This is a genomic window from Neorhizobium sp. PAMB6716 (assembly GCF_058242805.1).
This window is the reverse complement of the sequence record NZ_CM177835.1, coordinates 2384511-2404455: the sequence shown is the minus strand read 5'-3', so window position 1 is coordinate 2404455 and position 19945 is coordinate 2384511. Positions and strand designations below refer to the sequence as shown.

16 protein-coding genes are annotated in these 19945 nt (G+C 58.3%); 7 read left to right on the top strand and 9 right to left on the bottom strand.

Annotated features, from left to right (window positions below; genetic code table 11):
• Positions 1–29: 29 nt before the first annotated feature.
• From AC4CWH_RS11850 to rfbB, 7 genes are read right to left on the bottom strand one after another with little or no spacing between them, the layout of a single operon-like run.
• Positions 30–5225: a glycoside hydrolase family 99-like domain-containing protein gene (locus AC4CWH_RS11850; protein WP_491318900.1), complete on the bottom strand. Its 5196-nt coding sequence runs from the start codon at positions 5223–5225 to the stop codon at positions 30–32.
• Positions 5218–6588, bottom strand: a complete 1371-nt coding sequence (locus tag AC4CWH_RS11845; RefSeq protein WP_491318899.1) for an ABC transporter ATP-binding protein — start codon at positions 6586–6588, stop codon at positions 5218–5220. The genes AC4CWH_RS11850 and AC4CWH_RS11845 overlap by 8 nt, the downstream gene beginning before the upstream one ends.
• Positions 6578–7396, bottom strand: coding sequence for an ABC transporter permease (locus AC4CWH_RS11840; protein ID WP_491282219.1), 819 nt, complete (start codon positions 7394–7396; stop codon positions 6578–6580). The genes AC4CWH_RS11845 and AC4CWH_RS11840 overlap by 11 nt, the downstream gene beginning before the upstream one ends.
• The gene (gene rfbC / locus AC4CWH_RS11835) at positions 7396–7941 is read right to left on the bottom strand and encodes a dTDP-4-dehydrorhamnose 3,5-epimerase (protein WP_491318898.1); all 546 of its coding nucleotides are present in this window, start codon (positions 7939–7941) and stop codon (positions 7396–7398) included. The genes AC4CWH_RS11840 and rfbC overlap by 1 nt, the downstream gene beginning before the upstream one ends.
• The gene (rfbA, locus tag AC4CWH_RS11830; protein WP_491318897.1) at positions 7941–8825 is read right to left on the bottom strand and encodes a glucose-1-phosphate thymidylyltransferase RfbA; all 885 of its coding nucleotides are present in this window, start codon (positions 8823–8825) and stop codon (positions 7941–7943) included. Before rfbA ends, rfbC begins: the two co-directional genes overlap by 1 nt.
• Before the next feature lie 4 nt (positions 8826–8829).
• Positions 8830–9714 carry a dTDP-4-dehydrorhamnose reductase gene (gene rfbD, locus AC4CWH_RS11825; RefSeq protein WP_491318896.1) on the bottom strand — a complete coding sequence of 295 codons (885 nt, stop codon included), beginning with the start codon at positions 9712–9714 and terminating at the stop codon, positions 8830–8832.
• Positions 9715–9717: 3 nt separating this feature from the next.
• Entirely contained in the window at positions 9718–10779 is a 1062-nt protein-coding gene (gene rfbB / locus AC4CWH_RS11820) for a dTDP-glucose 4,6-dehydratase (RefSeq protein ID WP_491321416.1), read from the bottom strand.
• Positions 10780–11203: 424 nt separating this feature from the next.
• Here rfbB and AC4CWH_RS11815 point away from each other — a divergent pair, with 424 nt between their 5' ends.
• From AC4CWH_RS11815 to AC4CWH_RS11790, 6 genes are read left to right on the top strand one after another with little or no spacing between them, the layout of a single operon-like run.
• Positions 11204–12463: an ABC transporter substrate-binding protein gene (locus AC4CWH_RS11815; RefSeq protein ID WP_491318895.1), complete on the top strand. Its 1260-nt coding sequence runs from the start codon at positions 11204–11206 to the stop codon at positions 12461–12463.
• A gap of 56 nt (positions 12464–12519) precedes the next feature.
• Positions 12520–13389 carry a carbohydrate ABC transporter permease gene (locus AC4CWH_RS11810; protein ID WP_491318894.1) on the top strand — a complete coding sequence of 290 codons (870 nt, stop codon included), beginning with the start codon at positions 12520–12522 and terminating at the stop codon, positions 13387–13389.
• Positions 13379–14188 (top strand): carbohydrate ABC transporter permease, encoded by an 810-nt coding sequence (locus AC4CWH_RS11805; protein ID WP_491318893.1) that lies wholly within the window; start codon positions 13379–13381, stop codon positions 14186–14188. Before AC4CWH_RS11810 ends, AC4CWH_RS11805 begins: the two co-directional genes overlap by 11 nt.
• Before the next feature lie 35 nt (positions 14189–14223).
• Positions 14224–14976 carry a glycerophosphodiester phosphodiesterase family protein gene (locus AC4CWH_RS11800; RefSeq protein WP_491318892.1) on the top strand — a complete coding sequence of 251 codons (753 nt, stop codon included), beginning with the start codon at positions 14224–14226 and terminating at the stop codon, positions 14974–14976.
• A complete protein-coding gene (locus tag AC4CWH_RS11795; RefSeq protein WP_491318891.1) occupies positions 14973–16034 on the top strand; it encodes an ABC transporter ATP-binding protein in 1062 nt (353 codons plus the stop codon). The genes AC4CWH_RS11800 and AC4CWH_RS11795 overlap by 4 nt, the downstream gene beginning before the upstream one ends.
• Positions 16034–16915, top strand: coding sequence for a MurR/RpiR family transcriptional regulator (locus AC4CWH_RS11790; RefSeq protein WP_491318890.1), 882 nt, complete (start codon positions 16034–16036; stop codon positions 16913–16915). The genes AC4CWH_RS11795 and AC4CWH_RS11790 overlap by 1 nt, the downstream gene beginning before the upstream one ends.
• Before the next feature lie 73 nt (positions 16916–16988).
• On the opposite strand, the gene AC4CWH_RS11785 is transcribed toward AC4CWH_RS11790, so the two are convergent.
• Both AC4CWH_RS11785 and AC4CWH_RS11780 read right to left on the bottom strand, forming a co-directional pair.
• Positions 16989–17120 (bottom strand): hypothetical protein, encoded by a 132-nt coding sequence (locus tag AC4CWH_RS11785; RefSeq protein ID WP_491318889.1) that lies wholly within the window; start codon positions 17118–17120, stop codon positions 16989–16991.
• 3 nt (positions 17121–17123) lie between these two features.
• Positions 17124–18293 carry a sensor domain-containing diguanylate cyclase gene (locus tag AC4CWH_RS11780; RefSeq protein WP_491318888.1) on the bottom strand — a complete coding sequence of 390 codons (1170 nt, stop codon included), beginning with the start codon at positions 18291–18293 and terminating at the stop codon, positions 17124–17126.
• A gap of 351 nt (positions 18294–18644) precedes the next feature.
• On the opposite strand from AC4CWH_RS11780, the gene AC4CWH_RS11775 reads away from it, so the two are divergent.
• On the top strand, positions 18645–19688 hold the full coding sequence (locus AC4CWH_RS11775) for a helix-turn-helix domain-containing protein (protein ID WP_491318887.1): 1044 nt from the start codon (positions 18645–18647) through the stop codon (positions 19686–19688).
• The last annotated feature ends 257 nt before the right edge of the window (positions 19689–19945 follow it).

Sequence of the window (19945 nt, the reverse complement as noted above, 5' to 3'; positions counted from 1 at the left end):
TCACTGCAACCAACCCTTGCCTCAAAACGCTATGAATATTCAACAGGATTGGATGTTCTGACCTTTTTCATGCCGATCGGCTCTCCGTCACGATCGCGCTTGAAGAGCGCGATATATTGTGATGCCGCTACGTCAATTCTATACCTAGAGGCTGCCGGAGGCACTAAGGACAATGCTTTCGAATACTTGGTGTGGTCCGACGCGAACTCGGCTATTTCATGCGCCACCTGCTCCACGGGGACCTCCCAGTCATCAAGGCCAATAACTGCGCCAGCAAGTTCGCCCTCGACCGTAAGCATGTTTTCAATCTCACCCACACCCGTGCCGATATATGGCCTGCCCGCAAAAAGACAATCCACGATCGTGAGCGGAAAGCTCTCCGATTTGAATTTCGTTAGCATGATACCCATGTCCGCGGCCGCGTAATGCCCAACCGAGTCCTCGCTAAAACCCACTAGATGAACAAAATCCGGGGCGAAATTTTTGCAGTAATCATCGTAGACGGGCCCGTTGCCAACAAGCATCAGGCGTATGTCCCGTCCTGACAACCGTCTCGCTCTTTCAACGGCATCTATCGCTTCCGCCCAACCCTTGTCCGGTATCGCTCTGCTCACGCAGCATAGAACAAATGCGTTCTCAGGGATGTTCAGTTGCGCACGCGAAACAGGGACCACTTTGGGCGGCTGCATTCCGTTCTGTATTTTCTGGAACCGCGGCGAAGAAGCATCGTAAATTCCAAGCTTTTTGAACGGCTCGAGGTTCTTATCGGCTGTATAGGCCCAGGTTGTGACATTGCGGTCGGCTTCAGATAACTGCTCTTTTGTCACGTCAAACGCTTCGCCGTGCTCTATCATGCCATGAAGCGAAGCCACATGCGTTCGAAGATCGTCAAAAACATCTGTAACCACCAAGGGGTATTTCTGAATATGCCATTGGTGCGTGTTCAGCGCCTCTATGTGGAATTTGCTTATAGTCTCCTTGAATTTCGTAACATTAGAGGTCTCGACAAAAGGTACATCATTGCGAAGCATTTGCCGCACGCCATCCTCGCGACTACCGAGGCCAGCGCTTAGCAGCAGCACTGAGAGACCTTGCCGCTTGAACTCATTTGCCAGGCGAATCGGCAAAATTTCTGCTCCACCGGGGTAAAACCCCATCGTCGACACGAGAACGTTGGGTGAGCGCTCACTGCGCGCCTGAAGAACCGCCTCGTAATTGTACCAATCCGAGAATTCTGCCTCTGTGTTGCCGACCCTTGTCCAATAGAACTCTTCATAGCCTTTGCGACAACGCTCCAGGACATCAAGGGGAACCTGATAGAGTGCGGCAACCGCTCGACTTGCCAGTCCGACTTCGCGATAAAATGAATCTTTCTTGTAAGTGGCTTCAGCCGCACTGCCCTCATAACGACGGAAGAAGTTTATCGCGTCGGGATTATAGGCAATCTTTCCACCCCGAATGACATGCAGATAAAACACCCAATCGCCGGCGACACGCATAGACAACCACTGCTCATCCTCCAGGAGTGGCAGTTCGATCGGTCGTTTGAAAAGTACACTGCTCGCGTTGGGTATCGTGTTTTTTATACCTAATGCTTCCTGGACCTCATTGTGAGCCGTCTCGACGTAAGCGCTCTCCCATTTGGCAGCACAAGCAAGATCAGCCAGATAAGCCTTAAAATCATCGCGAACCGGCGCCCCGTCGCGATTCACGAACATGGATTTTCCGTAAGCGAGCAATACCGCCTCGTCATCGAAGCAACGAACGAGCACCTCAAGAAATCTCTCGTCGCAAAAATCGTCGCTCTCTGCAATCCAAACGAGTTCGCCAGACGCCTCTTTCAAGCCTCTGGCCCATTGTTTAAAAGGCCCGCCGGAATTCTCTACATTATATATAACGCGCGTGATGTTCGGATATTTCGCCAAATATTCATCTAAAATCTCGCGACTTCCGTCGGACGAGCAATCATCTAATAATAAAACTTCAATGTTTCTGTAGGTTTGGGAATATATACTCTCAAGGCGCTGTCGCAGGAACACCTCATGATTGTAGTTTGGAACAATTACAGAGATCTTGGGTAGACGCAAGCCGGCTTCTAGCTTCAAAAGCGCGCGCGCGGTTTCATTCAGCCTATTGAAGCCACCTTGACGATCGGGCTCGAGATAAAGACCTTTCTCCCAGTCGTTCCAGGCGTTGATAAACACAAAACGCCTATCTTCAGGGTGAACCTCCCGGGTGGTCGCAATGCATTCATCCAGCCATTGCCGATAGCTGTCAGTGGAAAAATTCGTATATACCAAGCGACTATCTGTCTGCTGGGCTGTATTGTCACGGGCGAGTGTAACGACAGAGTAAACTGGTTGCAGCAGGTTCGCTTTCATCCGTGCTTTTTTTATACCAGTAGCGCAAACCACCTTATAGGGAACTATTTGGACTCCGTTCCGGTCATCCGGGCGGAAATCTCCGGTTTCGCCCGGTACGGGATTAGCGGGAAAATCGAGAACAGCGTTACAACCGCTCGAAAGAAGCTCGATGAGTTCGGGGTGCTGTGCGTCGCCAAGAACACAGCGCCCGACGATAAAGGGCTCATCCAACCCTTGTTCGCGAAACCATCCTCTTAGAGCAGGAACATAACGAGAAACTTGCAATGATTTCTGCGCGGCCTCGACGACGACCAACGGTCTTCCGGCTACCCGCAGGCAGCGCGGGTCGCTGGAAAGCCGCACCAATGCGTCACCGATTGCGGATAGATTCTCCCCAGCCCCGGCCGAGATGTCAACTCTGACGCAAAATCGTATATTGATGTCTTCATTTTCGAGGAAGAGCGCAAGCGGATCCTTTCGGTCCGTATCGCGGCTTGGCGCAGTCGTCAGCTCAAAACAGAAGGCGGACACACCATGACGCGTCGCCATCTCGGCTTGATTGCGCAGGACGTCCGCACTGGCCACATCATAATATCCAAGACTGCCATCAGGTTTCTTGGGCTGCGAATGATGCGGGAACAACGGCCGCGCCGATTGCAACACATCCCAGTCCGGCACTGCATAGAACGCAATCAGTTTAACGTCGTTATCGATCTCTCCAAACCACGCGTCGGCTTCCCGCCGGCCACTTGAGCGATCTGATGCCCGCCGGGTCTCTGCCGCGCCGGAAACCACGTAGTGCAAAAACGGGTTCATTCCTGCATTTCGAATGTCATCATACGTCGAAAGATAGAACTGCGTATCGAAGTCATCGCAGGGATCGCGGCCCTGTCTCCAGCCGCGCTCGCAGTAGTGGGGAACGGCATCTTCGGGCGCCAATTGAAGTTCAGGATACACGCAGACATAAAATTGTTCATCGAACTGACCTGACAAACGGATTGTCTCGATCTCACGCTCCAGCTGTTCAGGATCAATTTCAATCAAAGACACGGTCTCTGAAGCGGAAATTCTTCGCCCTTCCTGACGGCCGTGCCTGATGTAATGAAGGAAAGGGTTGATACGTGCTCCAGCAATGTCGGGATTTTTGGACAGATAGAAGGCCGTATCGAAGGCCGCAGAAGGATTGCGATGCTCCTTCCAGCCGCGCTCGCAGTAGTGGCGAACCGCATCTTCGGGCGCTAATTGAAGTTCAGGATACACGCAGACATAAAATTGTTCATCGAACTGACCTGACAAGCGGATTGTCTCGATCTCACGCTCCAGCTGTTCAGGATCAGTCTCAATCAAAGACACGGTCTCTGAAGCGGAAATTCTTCGCCCTTCCTGACGGCCGTGCCTGATGTAATGAAGGAAAGGGTTGATACTTGCTCCGGCAATGTCGGGATTTTCGGACAGATAGAAGGCCGTATCGAAGGCCGCAGAAGGATTGCGATGCTCCTTCCAGCCATGCACGACGAAATGTGTTGCGGGGTCCAGGCCACTTTCAGAGACGTCGGGATATGTCGTGCGATAATAGTCCGCATCAAACAACGCACTGTTGCGGACGTCCCGGAGCGGTGCGTGCAGCCGCAACTCACGCCAGCCCCGACGCAATCGCTGCAGCAAGGGGCCATCAATCTCACCAGATGCTGTTTTCACTTGCGCAATGAGCGACACCACCTTGCGCAATGGTTCTGTCAAGCGCCACGACCGTGAATTCAAAATCGCGACGATTTGCGCATTCAACCTTTCGACGACACGCTCTTGCTCGTCAAGTCGTCGAACATGTTCGTCATGCTCCAACTGGTTCTGCTCGTCACGCTCCCGCTGTATCTGTTCGTCATGCTCCAACTGGTTCTGCTCGTCGCGCTCCCGTTGGATCTGCTCCTCGTGCTCCCGCTGGGTCTGTTCGTCACGCTCCCGCTGAATTTTCTCAAACTCAATATGCTGCTGCCTCAACGCATCGGTCAGCCTGTTGACAACGTCCTCTCCGATGGAACCGATAACATCCAGGAGGGTATCGCGATTGATGACCTGCCTGATGTCGTAGATTTCGCGCGACGGCAGCGCGATACGGCCAATTTCTGCCCATGTCGCTCGATCAATAGCGACCACGGTGGCCGTAGACACACCCGCATCGCTGACGTTTCGCGAACAGCTAAGGCCGATATAGACGATTTGCTCGCCGACGCTGATTCCGCGCGTATAGCCATCGAACTGTGCCGTGCGCAGTAGCGTGCCATCTGGGGCGTATTCCCGGATTTCCTTCATTTCGGAGTTTGCGACAATCAAATTTTCGTCGCAGGAGACCAGGCTGTGCGGCTGCGAGAGCCCATCAATCAGTGTGTTGCCCGATAACAGATCTCGCACAAAGCCCGCGCCGGCGGTCGCTTTTTTGTAGCCGCGCGTGGTCGAGAAATCGCCAAAAGCAGAAAAAACGATGCGGTCGTTCCAGTCGCCTAGACAATTGATATGCCAGGAATCATCGGCATCTGCAAAAGTCCAGGTTTCGGCTTCCTGGCCCTCTCCGTCGAGCTTGATAACTTTGTTGCCGGTGGTTCCGACAACATAACAATACCCATCCTTGAACACGACGTCGTGAATGTCATCCACACCCGCTTCATTGTCGCTGATGATCCACGGCCGTTCCCCGAGCTGGATAACCGTGCCTGGCTGAATGCCTCGAAGTGTCCGGTTGCCATCAATGGCGAGACCTGTTGACTGGCTCGCATCGATCCTGCGAACCGTGTCATGGTTGATAAGGAACAGACCTCCGGCCTCATTGGGGCAGGACACCAGAAGACGGTTAAAGATATCAGTCATTTATGTTCGCCACGCAGTGGAAGTCGAAGTCGATGATTTCGGTTGAGCAGTTTCTTTCCGTGGGCAAAACCCTGAAAACAACCGCGTCGGCCTTGCGATGCAAAACAGCCTCGCCATCTGCATCATCAGAACCGAAGACGCCCGCATTCATGAAATATACGCCCGGATTCAAGAAACAGGTGAAGGAGTATTCCACTGTGTAACGCGTTCCCGGCTCCACAAAGGCAATGGCATCCGCAAGTGTCGCGGCCGACATGAAACCTCCCAAGGGGATACCGCTTCCCGTCTTGATGAGCATGCCAAACCGGACGTTGGTTATAAATTTCTCGACATTGACCTCGTATCGGAGCCTGTATCTTCCCTGCTTCTTCAGAGAATTGACCCGACGGCCATCGGCGGTCAAAAGTGCAAGGTCTCCTATCCGAGCGCCGCGAGCCTCGAACTCGATGGTACTTTGAGGAACGAAATTCGGATCGAAGGTTTCATCAAGCTCTACCCCGCGTTCCGCAGGAGCGGTGTCGTCTCCGGTTGCCAGATCGTCGCCCGAGCCATTCAGTGAACCCGCCATCAACTGCTGGCGAAGCCCATCGCGCAGATGCGCCGGCGCATACAGCAGCTTCTGATAGCTGGATACGATCTGCTTGGGTTCGCCGGACGCGATTATCTCGCCGGAGTCGAGCATGATGGCTCGGTCGCACAGTTCCACGATCTGCGAGGCCGAGTGGGAAACGAAAAATACCGTCGCGCCCTTCGCACGGATGGCCTCGATCCGGGAAAAACATTTGCGCTGGAACAGTTCGTCACCCACCGACAACGCCTCATCCACGATGAGGATTTCGGGCTCCACATTGATGGCCACGGCAAAGGCCAGTCGCACCATCATGCCACTTGAGTAGCTCTTTACCGGCTGTTCAATGAAGTCGCCAATGTCAGCGAATGCGGCGATGTCGCCAAAACGCGCATCGATCTCGTCCTTGCTGACCCCCAGGATCGCCGCGTTCATGTAGACGTTCTCACGGCCGGTAAACTCGGGATTGAAACCCGAGCCCAGTTCGAGCAAGGCAGAAATGCGTCCGTTCGCCGTAATGCTTCCAGACGTCGGATTGAGGGTCCCGCAGATCATTTGCAGCAAGGTCGACTTGCCGCTGCCGTTGCGACCGATGATGCCGACCGTCTCGCCCTTCTTCACTTCGAAGGAGACATCCCGCAAAGCCCAGAATTCCCTAAAATACTGGTTCTGGGACAGGCCGAAGGAGCGGCGCAGGCGCGGCAGCAGGAACTGCTTGAGCCTTGCCCGTGGCGTATCGTAAATCTGATAACACTTGCTGACGTTGTCTACCTTTATGGCCAGGTCAGAGGACATCGGCAAACCCCTTGCGCGTCTTCTGGAACCACAGGAAGCCGATCCAGGCGACTGCTACGGATGCCAATGCATAGAGGCCCAGCATGACGAAATCGGGTGCCTTACCCCAAAACAGCACATCCCGTGAGAGTTCGATGGCCGGTGTCAGGGGATTGAGATAAAGGACGATGCGAAAATTCTCCGGGAGCGCGCTTGCGGGATAAAAGACAGGCGACAGGAACATCAAGGCCGTCGTGGCAACGCCGATGAATTGCGCAACATCACGCAGAAACACTCCCAACGACGCCAGGATCCAGCTTACCCCAAGCGTGAAGATGCAAAGGGGCAAAAGCACGAGCGGGAAAAACAGAACGGTCGCGTGAGGAAGGCCATAAAACACGAGATAGGCCAGAAGCCAGACCGCCAAACTGATGAAAAGATGAAAGAGCGCAGATCCCAGCACCACGGATGGCAGGATTTCCAACGGGAAGACGACCTTCTTGACGTAGTTCGGATTGCCAACGATGAGACCGGATGCCCGATTGATCGTCTCGGAAAAGAGATTGAATGTCATGAGTCCCGCGAAAAGCACCAGGGCAAACTCTGCCTTCGAGGTTCCCCCCGTGCCCCATTTCGCCTTCAATATGGAGCTGAAGACGAAGGTGTAAACACTCAGCATCAGCAACGGGTTGAAGAAAGACCAGAACACGCCCAGAAACGAACCCCGGTAGCGGCCAAGCACCTCGCGTTTTATCGAGGCCTTGAGCAGGCCGCGGTGGCGCCATTGGCTCGCCACCATTTCCCGGAGGCTCGCGGAAAAGGTCTGCATCAGTCAAACAACTCCGCCATATCCAACGTGGCTGCCGCAGCGTCTTTTGCCGCAAGCTTCGGTTCGCCCTGGATTGGCCAGTCAATCGCGATACGCGGATCATTCCACAGCAGACTGCGCTCATGCTCGGGCGCATAATAGTCGGTCGTCTTGTAGAGAAACTGCGCGGCATCGCTTAAAACGACAAAACCATGGGCGAAGCCCTCGGGGACCCAAAGCTGCCGCTTGTTCTGCTCACTCAGATGAACGCCGACCCAATGGCCGAATGTCGGTGACGACCGGCGAATGTCGACGGCAACGTCGAAGACTTCCCCTTCGACGACACGCACAAGCTTTCCTTGCGGCTGCCGAATTTGATAATGCAGCCCCCGCAACACATTCTTTGATGATCTGGAATGGTTGTCCTGCACAAAATCACGATCAAGACCCGTCAGTTCCTTGAAGGTGCGCGCGTTGAAGCTCTCCAAGAAATAGCCGCGGTCGTCTCCGAATACCTTAGGCTCGAGGATCAAGACGTCAGGAATGCTGGTTGAGATCGCCTGCATCAGAACACTTCCTCCTTGAGAAGGTTCATCAGATAGACGCCGTAGCCGCTCTTTTTCAGCGGAGCCGCCAGCTCCTCCAGTTTTGCAGCGTCGATCCAACCCGCCCTGTAGGCGACCTCTTCGGGACAGGCGACCCGCAAGCCCTGCCGTTTTTCGATCGTGGCGATGTAGTGTCCTGCCTCCAGCAGTGAATCATGGGTGCCCGTGTCCAGCCATGCGTAACCGCGCCCCATGATCTCGACGTTCAACTGGCCCTGCGCGAGGTAGCGGCTGTTAACATCCGTGATCTCGAGTTCGCCGCGGGCAGAGGGCTTGATATCCGCCGCGATGTCGCAGACCTGCTCATCGTAGAAGTAGAGACCCGTCACGGCATAATGCGACTTTGGCCTCTGAGGTTTTTCCTCGATCGACAAGGCTTTCTTGTTTTTGTCGAAATCCACAACGCCGTAACGCTCGGGATCGGTCACGTGGTAGGCAAACACCGTTGCGCCATCAGTCTGCGTTGCCGCGTGCTTCAGCAACTTCTGGAAATCATGACCGTAGAAGATGTTGTCCCCCAGCACGAGGGCAGATGGTTTTCCCCCGACGAAATCGCGGCCCAGGATAAAGGCCTGCGCCAGCCCATCGGGGCTTGGCTGTACGCTATAGGTGAGGTTGAGACCCCACTGGCTGCCATCGCCAAGCAGCGCCTCGAAGCGGGGCGTATCCTGTGGCGTCGATATGATCAGGATATCCCGGATGCCTGCCAGCATCAGCGTTGTCAGTGGATAATAGATCATTGGCTTGTCATACACCGGCAGCAACTGCTTGGAGACTGCCAGCGTTGCCGGATGAAGCCGTGTGCCGGATCCCCCGGCCAGAATGATACCCTTGCGTGTCGTCATCGCCTCAAAACATTTGCTGGAGAATATGGTCAATACCGGCCTGCCAATGGGGCAGGTTCAAGCCGAAAGTCGTGCGAAGTTTACAAGTGTCAAGTCTGGAATTGGCAGGCCGCTTCGCCGGCGTCGGATATTCGCTTGAGGGAATGGCCAAAATTGCATCCGGCGCCACGCGGACAGGCCTTCCTGCGCGACGCGCGGCTTCGATCACATGGCACGCGTAAGCGTGCCAGTTGGTTTCTCCGCTCGCCACAAGATGGTAAACCCCATCTGGAATGGCGTGGCCCTGTTTCAGGGCTTCCCGCACGGCATGCGCTGTCACGTCGGCGATCAGGCTGGCCGATGTCGGTGCTCCAATCTGGTCGGCCACAACCTTCATTTCGTCGCGCTCCGCCGCGAGACGGAGCATGGTTTTCATGAAGTTGGCGCCGTGCGCACCGGCCACCCACGATGTCCTGAAGATCAGGTGCCGCGCTCCGCTGGCTTTCAGGGATTGCTCGCCGGCAAGCTTGCTGCGGCCATACACGCCCTGCGGACTGGGCTCATGCGCCTCGGTGTAGAAACCGTCATCCATGCCGTCAAAGACATAATCGGTCGAGTAATGCACCACCAATGCGCCAAGAGCGGCGGCCTCGGCACCGATGATGCCCGGCGCCGTAGCATTAATGGAAAAAGCCAGATCCTGTTCGCTTTCCGCCTTGTCGACGGCGGTGTAGGCAGCCGGATTGACGATGATATCAGGCTTTACGTCCCGGATAACCGACCGCAATTGAGTGTGGTCGGAGAGGTCGCAAGCGTTCCGGTCCAGCGCGATCACGTCCCCCAAAGGGGCAAGCGCCCTTTGCAATTCGAAACCAACCTGACCGTTTTTGCCTGTCAACAACAACCGCATCGATCAGCTCCCGTATTGCTTTCCGACCCAGTGCTGGTAGGCGCCGCTCGTCACGTTCTGGACCCAGTCCTGGTGCTCCAGATACCACTGCACCGTTTTGCGAATGCCCGTCTCGAACGTTTCAACCGGCTTCCAGCCCAGTTCCCTTTCCAGCTTGCCTGCATCGATCGCATACCGCCTGTCATGGCCCGGACGGTCTTTCACGAAGGCAATCTGTGTTGCATAGGACTGACCATCGGCCCGCGGATGCAGTTCATCGAGGATCGCGCAGAGTGTGCGAACCACATCCAGATTGGCCTTCTCGTTCCAGCCTCCGACGTTGTAAGTTTCGCCGAGTTTGCCTGCATCGAGAACACGCCGGATGGCAGAGCAGTGATCCCGGACATAGAGCCAGTCGCGGATCTGCTGGCCATCACCGTAGATCGGCAAAGGCTTAAGCGATAGCGCGTTGAGGATGCACAGGGGAATGAGCTTTTCCGGAAAATGGAATGGCCCGTAATTGTTCGAGCAATTGGTGGTGAGTACCGGCAGGCCGTAGGTGTGATGGTAGCAGCGAACAAGATGGTCGGATGCCGCCTTGCTGGCCGAATAGGGGCTGTTTGGCCGGTACTGGTTCTCTTCACGGAACGCAGGCTCATCCTTTTCAAGCGAGCCATACACCTCGTCGGTGGAGACATGCAGGAAGCGGAAGGGCGTCTTTTCACTGTCTGCCAGATTTGCCCAGTACGTGCGAACTTCCTCGAGCAAGGTGAAGGTTGAAACCACGTTCGTCTGTATGAATTCGGCAGGTCCGTGAATGGACCGGTCCACATGCGATTCAGCGGCAAAATTGATGACCGCGCGCGGATTGTGTTCGGAGAGCAGCTTGGAGACAAGCTTCCTATCGCCGATATCGCCCTTGACGAAAATATGCCGTGCGTCCGCTTCCAGGCCAGCCAGGTTGTCTAGATTGCCCGCATAGGTCAGCTTATCCAGGTTGACGATCGGTTCGTCACTTTGGGCGAGCCAGTCGAGCACAAAATTGCTTCCAATGAAGCCAGCGCCGCCGGTAACGAGAATAGCCATCGAATGTCCCTCACGAATTACGCATGAACGCAAAGATGCTGAGTTGAGGTCTCGTGCCTCAATGCAAGCGGAGGAGTTACACGACGACTGGAAGCGGGTCAAACCCCGCTGCGGAATGAGCGCTTGCGCGGCCGGATACGCGTGGGACTGAAACGCTGAGAATATGGGTGCATTTGAATGAGCCTCGCAGCCATGCAGGCACATCCAGCGTGGCTTACAATCCTTCCAGATGCGCTACTGTTGGATCGTGTCAGCCATGCGATGCCAGACGTTCGCCGGTGATGTGATCCCCACCTCTTCAGCGAAACGGGCCCTCTCAACGCGGCAGCGCACCGTCATCAAGTCTTCATGCGGGCTTCACGGGAATGTCGTGTGCGACCGTTATGTCGCTCTCATTGCAATTTAACTTGCAGAGGAGAGAGACATGACACGCAAATTGCACAGCACGATTGCAGCCAGCGTTTTTGCCCTGTTCGCCACGATCGGCTCTGCCGAAGCCGCAACCACGGTCAAATTCTGGCACACGTTCAGCAAGACCAATGGCGAGGCTCTGAACAAGATCATCGCAAACTTCGAAGCTGCCCATCCCGATATCGATGTCGAGCCGGAATTTGTCGGCAATTACAACGATCTGGTTGCCAAGCTGCAGGCGGCCATTCCCGCCCGTCGCGCACCGGATGCCGTAATCCTTGAGATCACCCGCTATGGTCTGTTTGCCAACAACAATATCCTGACGGACCTGACGCCTTACGTCGATGCCGATCCGCTGAAGGGTGATCTTTACGACTTCGCCCTCGAAATCGGCCAGATCAACGGCAAGAACTATGCCGTGCCGTTCAACTCCTCCACGCCGGTTCTTTATTTCAACAAGGACATCTTTGCCCGCGCGGGCCTGTCCGTCGATACCCCGCTGAAGACCTATGACGACATCCTCAAGGCGGCAAAGACGATCCAGGAAAAGCTGGGCTCAGAGGGCATTTCCGGAATGGGCGCGCCTGGCCAGTTCGCGCGCTGGGGCCTGGTCATGGCCAATGACAGCGAGCTGATCAATCCGAAGACCAACGAGATCCTGCTCGACAAACCGAACACCATCGAAGCCTATCAGTGGATGGGTTCGCTGGTCAGCCAGCACAAGGTTGCCTCCCCGGATGGCGTGACCGACGAGGACATGGGCAATGCCGCCTTCATGGCCGGCAAGGTCGGTCTCGACATGGATTCGACCGGTAGCTACGGCGGCCGCAAGAAGGCGCTGGGTGAAAATCTCGTCGTGCGGCCCATGCCCTGCAACAAGGTCTGCTCGGTTCCGATCGGCGGCGCCGGCATCGGCATCATGGCCTCTTCGCCCAAGGACGTGCAGGATGCGGCCTACAAATTCGTGAGCTACGCCGCTTCGCCGGAGGCAAATGCCGCCTGGTTTGCCGCGACCGGCTACCTGCCGATCAACAGGAAGAGTGCGGCCCTTCCGGTCGCCGTCAAGGCGCTGGAAAGCCAGCCGGGCATCGATGTTGCGATCAATTCGCTGCCATACGCCCATGGGCGCGCCCGCGCCACCTTCGTCACCTGGATGCGCACCAATGAATACAAGGTGTGGCAGTCGATTGCGCTTGGCCAGCGCAAGGCCGACGAGGCGCTGAAGGACTTTGCCGAACAGACGCGCAAGGAAAGCCAGCGCGCCGGAAACTGATTTTTCAACCTTCAGGGGCGCCGGTCGGGCAAACGTCCGACCGGCGCAGATAAACAATGCTCCGCAAGCTGACGCCCTATCTTTTCGTTGCGCCGCTGATGATCTTCATCGCGGTGTTTACCTATATTCCAATCCTGACGAGCCTGAACCTCAGCGTGCGCCAGTGGAATTTCCTCACCCCCGACATGCCCTTCGTGGGGCTTCGCAATTATGAAGAGTTGTTCGCCTCGGCCGAATTCTGGAACTCGCTGTGGGTGACCACCATCTTTGCCGTGCTTTCGGTGCCGCTGAGGCTTGGCGCAGCACTTGCCATCGCCAACTGGCTGGTGCGCGAAACGCTGGCCTCCCGGCTGCTGCGCGGCGCGCTGTTCCTGCCGTCGGTGACATCGACGGTCTCGATCGCGGTGGTGTTTTCCTGGGTCTTTTCCACCGACTACGGCATGATGAACGCGCTTCTTGGCTGGCTGGGGCTCGGCCGACCACAATGGCTGCAGGATCCGCATCTGGCGCTCTGGGTGCTGATCGTCGTCAACACCTGGAAGCAGATCGGGTATGACATCGTCATCTATATCGCCGGCCTGCAGGCGATCCCGCAGGAGCTTTACGATGCGGCCGCCGTCGATGGCGGCCGGCGCCTCCACGTCTTTCGCCGCGTGACCATGCCGCTGGTGATGCCCACCACCTATTTCCTGCTGGTGATCTCGGTGATCGAGGCCTTCCAGGTCTTCACCATCGTCAATGTGATGACAAAAGGCGGACCGGCCGGCGCCACCGACATGCTGGTGAACCTGCTCTACGAGATCGGTTTCGTGCTGTTCGACATCGGCCGCGGCTCAGCACTTGCCGTCATTCTTTTCGTCCTGCTGGTGGCACTTGCCATCCTCAAATCGCGCATCATCGGCCGCAAGGTGCATTATGAAGCCTGAAAATCCTATTGTTGCGGTGCTGTCGCTCGTCGTCGGCCTGCTGTTCCTCTCGCCGGTGCTTTATTCCATCTGGATGTCGTTCCAGACGGCCGATGCCTTTTATGCCGGTCACGTCACCTTCACGCTGGACAATTACGAGCGGGCCGTCGGCCAGTTCAATTTCGCCCGCTACCTCCTCAACAGCCTGATCGTCTCCGGCCTTGTCACCGTTCTCGGGATTACGGTGGCAACGCTTGCCGCCTTCGCCTTTGCCCGCTTCACCTTTCGCGGCGGCGACCTGCTGTTCGGCGCAACCGTCGCCACACTGATGATCCCGAGCCATATCAGCCTCATCCCGAATTACCTGACGCTTGCAAAGGTCGGGTTGCTCGATACCTATGCGGGGTTGATCCTGCCGGCGATTTCCAACGGTTTTGCCGCCTTTTTCCTGCGGCAATATATTCGTGGCATCCCGAAGGCGCTGGACGAGGCGGCCTATATGGATGGAGCCTCGCCGCTTACCGTGCTGTGGCGCATCATCGTGCCGCTCTCCAAGCCGGCCATTGCCTCCATGGCGCTCTACATCTTCATCACCGAGTGGAACAACTACATCTGGCCGCTGGTGGCCGTCGGCCGGCAGGATCTCTACACGCTGCAGATCGGTCTGGCACGGCTCTACAAGATCAATCCGGGGGAGGGGCTCGTCGACTGGCCGCTGGTCATGGCCGCCTCCACCATTACTATCCTGCCGGTGCTTGCCGGTTTCCTGTTCGTGGAGCGCCATCTCGTGCGCGGCATCACCATGGGCGCCGTGAAATGAACCTCTCAAAAGACGAAACGGGAAAGACCAGACTGATGACACGCATCGCATCCCATCGCGGCGGCACGCTCGAATATGGCGACAGCACGCCGCGCGGTTTTGCCGCGACCGCTGCCATGGCGCTGGAGGAAGTGGAATTCGACGTCCACCCGACAGCCGACGGCGCGATCGTCGTCCATCACGATCCAACGCTGGAGGGAACGACCGACCGCTACGGCGCGATTGCGGCGCTGTCGCTTGCCGAGGTGAAGGACGCCACCATCCACTACAGTGCCGGCGGCCATCCGCTGACGCTCGACGAACTCTGCGCCCTCTATGCCTCATCCAGCGTCGATTTCCGCTGCGAGATCAAGCCCGGCGCCGATGGCCTCGCCTATCCGGGGTTCGTGCCGAAGGTGATCGACCTGCTTGCCCGCCACGGCTTGCTGGCGCGCACCACCTTTTCCTCCTTCCTGCTCGCCTCGCTGGACGAGCTGGCGGCTGCCACCGACCGGCCGCGACTGTGGCTGGTCAGCCCGCCGGTGCTGAAACAGGTTGGCGTTCATGGGGTGATCGAGCTGTGCCGGGCGCATGGCGTGCCTGAAATTGGCGTGCATATCGACACGGCCGATGCCACGCTCGCTGCAACCGTGCAGGCTGCCGGGATCGATTTCGGCTGCTGGGCCGCCCACACGCCGGCGCAGATCGACAAGGCGCTGGCGCTCGGCGTCAAGGTGTTTACCACCGACCGGCCGACGCTGGCGATTGCCCGGCGCACTGCCTTTCGCCAGAAGGAGATCACGGCATGAGCGGCATTGCCCTTCGCAACATCCGCAAGGCCTATCCGGGCGGCCCGACGGTTCTGCACGATGTGTCGATGGAGTTCCATCCCGGCGAGTTCATCGTCATTGTCGGCCCCTCCGGCTGCGGCAAGTCCACGCTGCTGCGGCTGATCGCCGGGCTGGAGCGTGCCGATGCCGGCGAGATCGAGATTGCAGGCATTCGCGCCAATGATCTGGCGCCGCAGGACCGCGACATCGCGATGATCTTCCAGAACTATGCGCTCTATCCGCATATGAGCGTGCGTGAAAACATTTCCTTCGGGCTGGAATTGCGCGGCATGCCGAAGGCCGAGCGCAACCGGCGGGCCGAGGAGGTGGCGCGCATGCTGCAGCTGGAACCCTATCTGGAGCGCAAGCCGGGCGCGCTGTCCGGCGGTCAGCGCCAGCGTGTCGCCATGGGCCGAGCCATGGCCCGCAACACCTCCACCTTCCTGATGGACGAGCCGCTGTCGAACCTCGACAATGCGCTCAGGGTGGCGATGCGCACCGAGATCAAGGATCTGCACCGCCAGCTCGGCGCCACCATCGTTTATGTCACGCATGACCAGACCGAGGCCCTGTCGCTGGCCGACCGGGTGGCTGTCATGAAGGATGGCCACCTGCAGCAGTTCGACCGGCCGGAGGTGATCTACGATCGCCCCGCCAACCGATTTGTCGCGGGTTTTCTCGGCGTGCCCCCGATCAATTTCGTCGCCGCGGAGAAATTGCCGGGCTGGCAGGGCATGCAGGGACTGACGGCAGGCCTGCGCCCGGATATCCTCAGCGTTCATGCGCAAAAGCCGGCAGGACCGGCGCTGGAAGCGCGCCTTGTCCTGTCGGAAATGACCGGATCGGATCTGCTCCTGCATTGCGACAGTGCTGCGGGACGGTTGACGGCCATCGCACCGCGCCGCGCCATGCCCGACTATACGGCGCAGCTGTGGATCTCCTACGATCTTGACCGGGCGCTGTTCTTTGCTAACGACAGTGGAGAGCGTGTTGACCTTGCACGCGATTTGCGCAGCATCAGAACAGCGGAAGAGTGATGGACAGGCAAGACCCGTTTCCCCCGGCGTTTGCCGATCTGATCAGCCGCCATTCGACCCGGCTCACCGATGCCGATACGCGCCTGCTCGATGTGCTGGTGCAGGACCCGATCCGGGCTGCGATGGAGAACGGCAAGGATGTCTCCTTCCGCGCCGGCGTCCATCCCGCCTCCGCCGTCCGGTTGGCAAGGCGGCTGGGTTTCAAGGGATATCCGGAGTTTCGCAGCTTCCTGCAGGCCAGTCTTCGAGACGGCGGCGGCGATTTTGAAAGCTCTGCCGCGCGCATGGCCGCCCGGCTTGTCAGGGCCGAGGAGGGCGGCCTGCTCGCTTCGGTTCTGGATAGTGAAATCGCCGCGCTCAACACTGTGCGAAACACCGTATCCGATGCCGATATCCGCGCCTTTTCCGAGCACCTGCGCGACAGCCGCCGCATTTTCGTCTTCGGGCGCGGCCATTCTTCGGCGCTCTCGGCCCTCATTACGCTGCGCTTGGTGCGATCGGGATACGAGGCCGTCAACATTGCCAGCCAGATGGATCAGATGCCGGAGCTTCTCTGGTCTCTTTCCAAAGGCGATGTGGTCTGGCTTCTCTCCTTCCGCCGCGTCGCGCCTCTGGTGCACGAGGTTCGCCGGATTGCCGCCGAGCGTGGCGCGGTGACGCTGGCCCTCACGGACCTGCATGCCGCCCGCATCGATCCCGCGCCAGATCGCCACATCTCGGTCTCACGCGGAGAGCCCGGTCAATCCCAATCGCTCGTGGTGCCGATGACCATTGCCAACGCGATCATTCTCGATCTTGCCGCCATCGATGACGGTCGCTCGATCCGGGCGCTTGGCGAACTGCGGTCGTTCCGGGCCGAGACACGGCTGAAGCTCGACTGAGGCGAAGCTTTCTTTCTCGCCCCCTCCCGCTCTCCCGTCAGTTCTCCCGGAAGGCGCGCATGATCTGGTCGTTTTAGGGTTTCAGCAGATAGGAAGCGACGCTTCTTTCGCCAGTCTGGATAAAGGTCTCGACCGGCATGCCAGCAACGAGCATCACCTGACCCGGTCGTGCGGCGTCTTCGCAGGTGATGTCGATGCGTAACACCCTTCACCCTCGTGCCGTTTTTTCCCCCTCGATATCTCCTGCAGGCGTCGCGATTGTCGTGCGGTTGCGGCCAGCGGCCTTGGCGCGGTAGAGGGCTTCGTCGGCGCGGTCGATCGCCGTCTGAAGCGTGTTGCGGCCGGGCTCCAGCGGGGCGATGCCGAGGCTGAGGGTCATGGTTCGCGACGTGCCGCGCAGGTTCAAGATCCGGTTTGCCACGGCCATGCGAAACGTTTCGGCAAGCCGGGCTGCCTCCTGCGGGGCGTGGTGCGGCAGGTAGGCGACGAATTCCTCGCCGCCGAGGCGGGCCGGTATGCCATGGGCGCCGATTGCCTGGTGCAACTGTCTGCCCAGTTGCACCAGCACCTCATCGCCTGCCGCGTGGCCGTAGGCGTCGTTGATCGCCTTGAAGTGATCGATGTCGCAGACAATGACCGATCCGGCAGAGAGACCCAGCGGAAAGGCCCGGTCGATGGCCGCGTCAAAGCCGCGCCGGTTGAACAGGCCCGTCAGCGGATCGCGTTCTGCCGCATCCCGGTGCCGTTCGATGGCTGCCGATCCGATGGCGGCAAGCGCTGCAAACGGAAAGGTCAGGCAGAGCGTGATCGTCGTGACGTGGACGCTCAGATTATAGGTGGAGGTGACGAAATCGGCGAGATCGTCGCTCTGATCCACAAAAAAGAAAAACACCACCGCCCGCACCATCGTATCGGCAAAAACGAGGCCAACCGAGGCGAGAAGGATACGGTCGATGCCGCGCGAGGCCCGGGGCAGGCTCGTCCCGAGCGCCAGCGCCACAAGGCAGGCAAAGCCGACATCGGTCAGCAGCAGCTGGTAACGCAGGCTCTGCATGATGAAGACGGTGTGGATGAGGAGGAGAAGATAGACGGCGCAGAACAGCCGGCGCGTCCGATGCCACGGCGGCGCCTCGAAATGCTCGAGCACGGCGCTCGAATAACAATAGGCGGCTGCGATGAAGATCACGCCCGAGACGAAGGCATCAAATTGCGGGCCGACGGGAAAGGTCGACAGCAGGAAACCGGAAGCGGTCAGCGCAAATCCCGCACTCCAATGCCAGGTCGTGGCAATGCCGCTTCGCCACAGTTGCAGGAAGATGATGGCGACCATCCCGAAAATCACAGGCGGCACATAAACGATGATATTGCTCGTGCCCATGATATGCCCGGCTTGAGGAGAACGTCACCACCCGACGTCGTTTCGTCACGATCCGTTTTATTGTGGGGCAGCTTAACGAAAGCTCAATGTCAAGGCGTTGATCTGGCCGTTGTCTCCTCCTGATACAGTCGGCCGTGTGCCTCTGCGTCCGCGATAGCAGACATGTGCCGTTTTCTCCAGTGGCGCGCTGACAGAGTCACAACCTTGAAAGGGCAGCCGGGGGCGGCGGCGGCACGAAGAGATGCTGCCGGGCGGTTATCGTGTGTCTTTCGGTTCTCGATCACGTTTGAGGTCGCGTTCGGTGCGGTTCCCGGTCATGATATTTGGATCGCTTCGCGCACAGTGTCTCTCATGCCGTTCATTCCGCTTCCCTTTGTCGTTGCCATTCTTCTCGTTGTCGTTTTCGTCCATGTCGTGAGACGTGATGAAGACGGCGCGCGCAATTTTCCGTTTCTGGCGCTCATTCTTTTGAGCGTCCTGCAATCGCTGCTGTCTGGCCTGCGCTGGGGCTATGGGCTAAGTTGGGTCATGTATCTGGCGCCGGTCGGGGCAGCGCTCGTGCCGCCGCTTGCCTATGCGGGTGTGCTGCGGCTGGTGCGCAAAAGCCGCACGCCCTTGCCGCGCCGACTTCTGCTCCATGCGCTTCCGGCTTTCTCCATCGTGATGCTTCTGGTGTTCGGCCGTGACCCCATCGATCTTGTGCTGGTGGCGATTTTTATCGGTTATGCCATGGCCATTCTTCTTTTGATGCGGCCGGGCGCGGATGCGCTGAAGCTTGCGCCGTTCGAGGGAAGCGCGCGGGCCTACCGCGCCATCCTGTTTGCCGCCTTTGCGCTGCTGTTTTCGGCCACCATCGATATTCTGGTGTTTCTCGATATGGCCTTCACCCGCGGGGAATATGCCCGTCCGGTCGTGGCTGTCGGCAATCTGGCGCTGCTTGCCATTCTCTCCGTTGCAGCGGCTGCGGCAAGCGCCAGCGCAGCGCCCGCCGAAAAGCCCGAGCCGGCCGCCGAACCCTCGCTGCCTGAAGATCACGAAACGCTTGCTGCCATCGAGGGCCTGATGCGCACCAGACGCGTCTACCGCGATGCCGATCTCAACCTTGACCGGCTGGCGCGCAAGGCCGGCATTCCCGCGCGCCAGATTTCGGCGGCCATCAACCGGGCGACGGGCAAAAACGTCTCGCAATATGTCAACGAACAGCGCATCGCCGAGGCCTGCCAGCTGCTGGCAGAGAGCGACAGGCCGGTGACCGAGATCATGTTTGCCGTGGGTTTCCAGACCAAATCCAACTTCAACCGGGAATTTCGCCGGGTCACCGACATGACGCCGCTGGAGTGGCGCGACAAGCAGGCGTCCTCGATCGCGATTTCGCACGGCGCAAAGCGCGTTTAAGGTCTCGCACCGCCCGCCGCTGCGTCATCGTTGCGGCATGAACAGACAAGCCCACACCCTTTACCCCGAGACATCTCACCCGACGCGCGACGGGGCGCGCACCGAGACATTGCGGTCTCTTTTCCAGGAGCCGCTCCCGCCGATAAAGGAGCCGCCGGCACGCAAACGCCGGCGTCTTTTATACCTGCTTCTTCTCGCCGCATTTTTCGGTGCCGCCGCCTTGGGCGCCACCGTCGTCTGGCCTACCAAGGCGCCCG

Bases quoted from the DNA above. Each gene is read 5' to 3' on its own strand.
- AC4CWH_RS11775 (WP_491318887.1), top strand. From the start codon at position 18,645: ATGCCGTTCATTCCGCTTCCCTTTGTCGTTGCCATTCTTCTCGTTGTC.
- AC4CWH_RS11845 (WP_491318899.1), bottom strand. From the start codon at position 6,588: ATGTCCTCTGACCTGGCCATAAAGGTAGACAACGTCAGCAAGTGTTAT.
- AC4CWH_RS11810 (WP_491318894.1), top strand. From the start codon at position 12,520: ATGCTCCGCAAGCTGACGCCCTATCTTTTCGTTGCGCCGCTGATGATC.
- rfbC (WP_491318898.1), bottom strand. From the start codon at position 7,941: ATGCAGGCGATCTCAACCAGCATTCCTGACGTCTTGATCCTCGAGCCT.
- AC4CWH_RS11795 (WP_491318891.1), top strand. From the start codon at position 14,973: ATGAGCGGCATTGCCCTTCGCAACATCCGCAAGGCCTATCCGGGCGGC.
- AC4CWH_RS11840 (WP_491282219.1), bottom strand. From the start codon at position 7,396: ATGCAGACCTTTTCCGCGAGCCTCCGGGAAATGGTGGCGAGCCAATGG.
- AC4CWH_RS11850 (WP_491318900.1), bottom strand. From the start codon at position 5,225: ATGACTGATATCTTTAACCGTCTTCTGGTGTCCTGCCCCAATGAGGCC.
- rfbD (WP_491318896.1), bottom strand. From the start codon at position 9,714: ATGCGGTTGTTGTTGACAGGCAAAAACGGTCAGGTTGGTTTCGAATTG.
- AC4CWH_RS11805 (WP_491318893.1), top strand. From the start codon at position 13,379: ATGAAGCCTGAAAATCCTATTGTTGCGGTGCTGTCGCTCGTCGTCGGC.
- AC4CWH_RS11800 (WP_491318892.1), top strand. From the start codon at position 14,224: ATGACACGCATCGCATCCCATCGCGGCGGCACGCTCGAATATGGCGAC.
- AC4CWH_RS11815 (WP_491318895.1), top strand. From the start codon at position 11,204: ATGACACGCAAATTGCACAGCACGATTGCAGCCAGCGTTTTTGCCCTG.
- AC4CWH_RS11790 (WP_491318890.1), top strand. From the start codon at position 16,034: ATGGACAGGCAAGACCCGTTTCCCCCGGCGTTTGCCGATCTGATCAGC.
- rfbA (WP_491318897.1), bottom strand. From the start codon at position 8,825: ATGACGACACGCAAGGGTATCATTCTGGCCGGGGGATCCGGCACACGG.
- rfbB (WP_491321416.1), bottom strand. From the start codon at position 10,779: ATGGCTATTCTCGTTACCGGCGGCGCTGGCTTCATTGGAAGCAATTTT.
- AC4CWH_RS11780 (WP_491318888.1), bottom strand. From the start codon at position 18,293: ATGGGCACGAGCAATATCATCGTTTATGTGCCGCCTGTGATTTTCGGG.